Raw genomic sequence first — 4983 nt, 5'->3', positions numbered from 1 at the left:
AGGCAGCGATCCGGCATGCAACTGTCGGACCGCGTCATCCCACCGACGGTTAATAACATCGATGACCGAGTACCAGGACCGTTCTAAATCGACTAGAAATTCGTCTTTGCCTACAGAATCGGCCCGTCGAACTGTGAAGACATGCAGCGAACCTTTCTCGCGCAAACCAGAAGTAGGCCAGAACACCGTTCCGTTCGGAGGGTAATCAGCCGAGCTTGCGTCTTTCCACTGCCCACCAACTAGATTCTTAACGGGAATTATCGAAGAATACCCCTTGGTGGACCAATCAATTTTTCCGACGACCAGATCAGCCGGAAGCGCGGATATCATAATTTCTTACCTCCGTTAAATTCCGAGCCACACGGCTCTGCCATCGCCAGCGAGCACTTCACGACAGCGCCAATGTGGAAAATGCTGCTGACCCTCAGTGCCAGTCGCGAGCGCATGGGCCTTAAACCAGCCCTCACCATGTTTCCCTTGTTGCGAAGGTGAACTGTCGGGCGCTGGCGTGCACTTATCCGATTCAATAAATATCTCGACCGAGCCGAGATTCCCTGCATCAATTCGGATGCACCGTGCTTGCGATATTCGCTCGCGGATCCACATCTGTGCATCCGAAGGCTCGGCGCTCATGACCCGCAGAACTTCGCGACCATTGTCCAGCTCGATATCGAAGAATGGCCCGTCGACGTTGGGCGCGGTATCGAATTCTAGAACCTGCGGTTCCATCTCCATCGACAGAGACTCGAAGGGGTACACATTGCGCTCCCCGCACCGGACTGACCAGCTGTGTGCAGTCACTCGGCTTGCGCCGCCCACCTGATACTCGACGTGCCGCCCAGAGCCCGCTTTGACCATCACGGAGTCAATCGGAAGATCGGACCGCAGCCCCGTCATACCCGGTCCCCCGAGGTGCTCGGCTATATACGGTCGGTTGCGGTGATGCAGATGAATCTCACACCAGCTCGCTCCGGCATCGACGGCCACGACAGCGCCTGCTGGGTAGCGAGGCACATCGTCGGCGGCGTACCCAGTTGGCACCGAAACTAGCTTCGGGCGCGCATTCCCCGCCTCGACGGAAGCCCCGAGCCCAGCGAGCCAGTCTCGAACTCGAGCGTTCTGGCGGGCGGGAAGCGAGACTTCCCAGGCGAACCAATCTGCCGCCACGGTATGGCGCGTTTCGAGCCGTCGTATGCGCGGACCGGACACGAACTTCTTGGAACCGACGCTGACCAGGATCACGGTATCGCCCCAGTGAAGCGGCGTGGACTGCGGATCGTACTTCCGAAAATTGCCGCCGCGGTAGCGAGCGAAGAGTGTGCCGCCTGCCGAGACTGGCGGCAGCTCCCTGTGCCATCGCCGTCTTTCGACGCGGTCCGGCCAAGCTGAGTTTGTCCTGAAGGACGATCGTGCGGTCGTCGGCACCACAGCGACCGCGTTTCGCCCAGAGCCAGGCCACAGTTCTCTGGCGCTCCGGGTGGCCGACGTAGATCCGGCGTCCCCGTTAATCGTCACAAACGAGCCCTCGAATCTGCTCAGTTGTGCAAGTCCCCATTCGCCCGGCTCGATTGGAGGGATCTCGACATAAAGCTGCCAGGATCCGTCTTCGGCAATGCAGAGCTGCAGAGGCGACGTTCTTATCTCATACGCGGGTTGCGGCGAGTTTGTGCTGACAGAGTCAGCGAAAAGCTCACATTCTGGGTCTCCGACCCCTGGGTTGTGCGCGAAGTGCGCCGCCCGGTACTGGCCCGCACGGAGATGCACCTGAGCACGACACCGCGCACACTCGTACGTGCGACCCTGCCTGCCATGGGAGGCGGGCACACGACGCCCCGCTAGAACGTCGATCGCACTCTCCACGCAGAACCTCCCACCCCGCAACACGCACAACCGGCCGACCAGTCACCTACTCGGCGGTCGCTACCTGAGATAAATCAGTTCTACCTCACAGCTCGGACAGCAAAGCAGGCAGGCGACGGGACCAGCCGGGGGCGGCGCGGGACAGTATTGGCACAGAGTTAGGTGAGGCTTACCATAACTTCGTGGATGTGGACGGGAATGACGACGACAACCCCGGCGCCTTCGGCGACAGCGGCCGGTTCGGGGCCGTGAGCCGGGGCCGCCGGGAGATCAACTGGCCGACCGTGCTGGTCTCCGGGGCGGTGGCCGCGATCGTGTCCTCCCTGTTCCTGGCTCTGGGCGTGGTGGGGCTGCACCGCAGCAACGACGCCCCGGCCGAGATCGTGGTGGCCGTGGACCCGCGCGGGGCTGTCAGCGTGGACGGGCAGACCGTGGCCGAGGGCGGGCCGGACGCGTTGGCGTCGTCGTCGTCGGATCTTCCGCCCGGCCCTACCGCGGACACGACCACCGCCGCTTCCCCCGAGGACGGCGGCGGCCTGTCCCCCGCGACCGGCGCCGCGCCCGCGCCCACGACGGTTCCCACGCCCGGCGGCAGCCCAGCGGCCGTCGGTGACGCCGCGCAGGACGGCCACTCGCAGGATGAGGCGCAGGCCAATCAGGAGCAGGGCGAGGCGCGCGCCGCGGACGCGGGGCCCACCGCAGGGGAGCGCGTGACCGGCTGGACCCCGCCCGGCCCGCTCCCCTCCGACTTCGCCGTGACCACCTCCGAGCCCACGCTCGACGACCTCAACGCGATCGTCCACCTACTGGTGGCCACGCCTGCCGACGACGCCGCCAAGACCCGCAACCTCGAGGCCGGCCCGGGCGGGGTCGTGGTGCCGAATACCGTCTACAACCTGGGGATCTTCCGCGCGCCGCAGGGCTGGAAGCGCATCACCGGGCCCGTCGAGCGCTCCGGGGACACCATCACCGCGACCCTGCACAGCGAATCCGCGGGAAGGCCGAGCATCCGCACGCGCGTGGTGTTTGTCCAACGCGACGGCAACTGGAAACTGTCGACACGGTCGGTGTGCGAGGGCGTGCGGACCGTCGGGCTGCCGATCGCGTGCGGAGGCTGAACGCGATGATCGAGGTGGCAGGGCTGACAAAGGCGTTCCGCGGCCGCGAGGTGCTGCGGGGCCTCGACCACACCTTCGCCGACGGGCGACTGACCTACCTGCTGGGGCTCAACGGCGCGGGCAAGTCGACGCTACTGCGCTGCATCGGCGGCGTGACCAGGCCCGACGCCGGCACCGTGCGCATCGACGGCCGGGCCCCCGCCGCGTTCGAGGCGCCCGTACGACACCTGGGGATGCACCTGTCCGCCGACGCGTTCACCCCCGGCCACTCCGCGCGCCGGCACCTGCGGTGGCTCGCGGCGCTCGGCGGGGTCCCGGCCGGGCGGACCGACGCGCTGCTCGAGGAGGTGGGTCTGGCCGCCGTGGTCGACCGACCGGTGGGCGGGTTCTCACTCGGTATGCGGCAGCGGCTCGGAATCGCATCCGCGCTGGTCGGCAACCCGCGCACCCTGCTGCTCGACGAGCCGCTCAACGGGCTGGACGTGGCCGGCGTGCTGTGGATGCGCGGACTGCTGCGGCAGTGGGCGGACGAGGGCCGCTGCGTGGTGGTGGCCTCGCACGCGTTGGCCGAGGTGGAGCGGACCGCCGACGAGGTGGTGATGATCGAGGACGGGCGCATCGTGGCCGCCGGGGCCGTCGCCGCGGTCCGGGGCGGATTCGGCGATCTCGAGGAGTCGTTCGCCGCGTACGTGCCACGCGTCGCCCTCGGACACGCGGTGGCAGGATGAGCGTGCTGTGGCGCGGCATCGCCGGTGAGGCAGTGGCGATCGGGGGGCCGCGCAGCTTCCTGTTCCGGCTCACCGTGCCGCTCGGGGTACTGCTACCGGTGCTGATCACGCTGGCGGTGGCGGCGGTGTCCGAGTCGCTGAACGCGCGCGACGGACTGCTCGGCGTGACCGCGGTGAGCACCACCAACTCGGTGTACTGGCTGCTGTGGATCGGCGTGACCGTGTTCGCGGTGTCGGCCGCCTACCGCCAGGCCGAGAGCGAGGCCGGGCCTGTCGCAGAGACCCGCCGGTACGCCTCCCCGAGGCTGTTGACCAGTATGTTCGCGCGCTGGGTGGTGCTCGGCGGGCTGGCCGCGGTCCTGCTCGGGATCGCGACGATGCTCACTATGCTCGCGCTGCCCGTGTTCTTTCCCGGCGTCCACTCCGAGGTCGACGCGTTCACCCCGGAGGGCGTGCGCTTCCTGTGGGCGCTGCCGGTCTACGCGTTCGGCGCCGTGGGTGTGGGGCTGGGGATCGGCGCGCTGATCCCCTCCGCGCCGGCGGCGGTGGCGGTGCTGACCGTGTGGTCGTTGCTCGTGGAGAACGCGGTGATCCTGCTGCCGCGCGGCGACGTGCTCACCCGGTTCATGCCGTTCCTCAACGGCGTCTACGGCAGTGGGCAGGACCTCGCGCTCGACCCGGCGTGGGGCCGCGGCGGGGCGCTGGTCTACCTCTGCCTGATCGCGCTGGCGCTCGTGCTCGCCGGGTGGCTGCGCACCCGGGCCGCCCGCCGGCGCTGAATCGCCGCATGCCGCTCAGGGGCCCACACCATCCGCTCCCCATGATGAAATCCCGCCCCCGCCGCGCGACTCACGCCAAGTCGAGGGCTCCATCGAGAAGCGGAAAGCGCACAAACTCACTCGGGCGATGCGGGCCGAACCCTCTTCCCGACGCAGCCGGGCGGCGAGGCGGCCGGTGGCAGGCGGCGAGGCGGCCGGTGGCAGGCGGCAGGCGGCAGGCGGCAGGCGCCGCAGAGGCTACTCGCGCTACTTGCCGGTGAACCCGGCGTCCACGGGGAGCGTGATACCGGTGATGTGCCGGCCCGACTCCTCCACCAGGTAGAGCACCGCGCGCGAGATGTCGATGGGGTCGAGCATCGGCACCGGCAACGCATTGCCCATCGTGTGCCCGGCCGGGTTGCCCGCGAACCAGGCCTGCATCTCCGCGTGCGACACCATCGCGGTGGGCACGCCGGCCGGGTGGATGGTGTTGATGCGGATGCCGTGCGGCGCCAGCCA

Annotated in this window: 6 protein-coding genes and 1 pseudogene; 3 read left to right on the top strand and 4 right to left on the bottom strand. The window is 68.0% G+C overall.

Translation table 11 applies throughout. The features are described 5' to 3' along the window. The 3 genes and pseudogenes from ACWIE7_RS18210 to ACWIE7_RS18200 form a co-directional block, all read right to left on the bottom strand. Positions 1-330, bottom strand: a 330-nt coding sequence (locus tag ACWIE7_RS18210) for a hypothetical protein (RefSeq protein WP_454070191.1), incomplete at its 3' end; no start/stop codon positions are given. A gap of 15 nt (positions 331-345) precedes the next feature. Then, positions 346-759: a hypothetical protein gene (locus tag ACWIE7_RS18205; RefSeq protein WP_454070192.1), complete on the bottom strand. Its 414-nt coding sequence runs from the start codon at positions 757-759 to the stop codon at positions 346-348. 966 nt (positions 760-1725) lie between these two features. Beyond that, a pseudogene (locus tag ACWIE7_RS18200) lies at positions 1726-1824 on the bottom strand (competence protein CoiA family protein); the annotation flags it as partial. Between the two features lie 218 nt (positions 1825-2042). Between ACWIE7_RS18200 and ACWIE7_RS18195 the strand changes: the two are divergent. The 3 genes from ACWIE7_RS18195 to ACWIE7_RS18185 are packed head-to-tail and all read left to right on the top strand — an operon-like array spanning position 2043 to position 4485. Further along, a complete protein-coding gene (locus ACWIE7_RS18195; protein WP_454070190.1) occupies positions 2043-2978 on the top strand; it encodes a hypothetical protein in 936 nt (311 codons plus the stop codon). 5 nt (positions 2979-2983) lie between these two features. Further along, on the top strand, positions 2984-3706 hold the full coding sequence (locus tag ACWIE7_RS18190) for an ATP-binding cassette domain-containing protein (protein ID WP_454070189.1): 723 nt from the start codon (positions 2984-2986) through the stop codon (positions 3704-3706). Further along, entirely contained in the window at positions 3703-4485 is a 783-nt protein-coding gene (locus tag ACWIE7_RS18185; RefSeq protein WP_454070188.1) for a hypothetical protein, read from the top strand. Before ACWIE7_RS18190 ends, ACWIE7_RS18185 begins: the two co-directional genes overlap by 4 nt. A 246-nt stretch (positions 4486-4731) precedes the next feature. Here the strand turns inward: ACWIE7_RS18185 and ACWIE7_RS18180 are convergent. Next, positions 4732-4983: SDR family oxidoreductase (locus tag ACWIE7_RS18180; protein ID WP_454070187.1), on the bottom strand; the 252-nt coding region annotated here is incomplete at its 5' end.

The organism is Dietzia sp. NPDC055343, assembly GCF_053645265.1.
This window is presented reverse-complemented; position numbering and strand designations above follow the sequence as displayed.

Bases quoted from the DNA above. Each gene is read 5' to 3' on its own strand.
- ACWIE7_RS18185 (WP_454070188.1), top strand. From the start codon at position 3,703: ATGAGCGTGCTGTGGCGCGGCATCGCCGGTGAGGCAGTGGCGATCGGG.
- ACWIE7_RS18190 (WP_454070189.1), top strand. From the start codon at position 2,984: ATGATCGAGGTGGCAGGGCTGACAAAGGCGTTCCGCGGCCGCGAGGTG.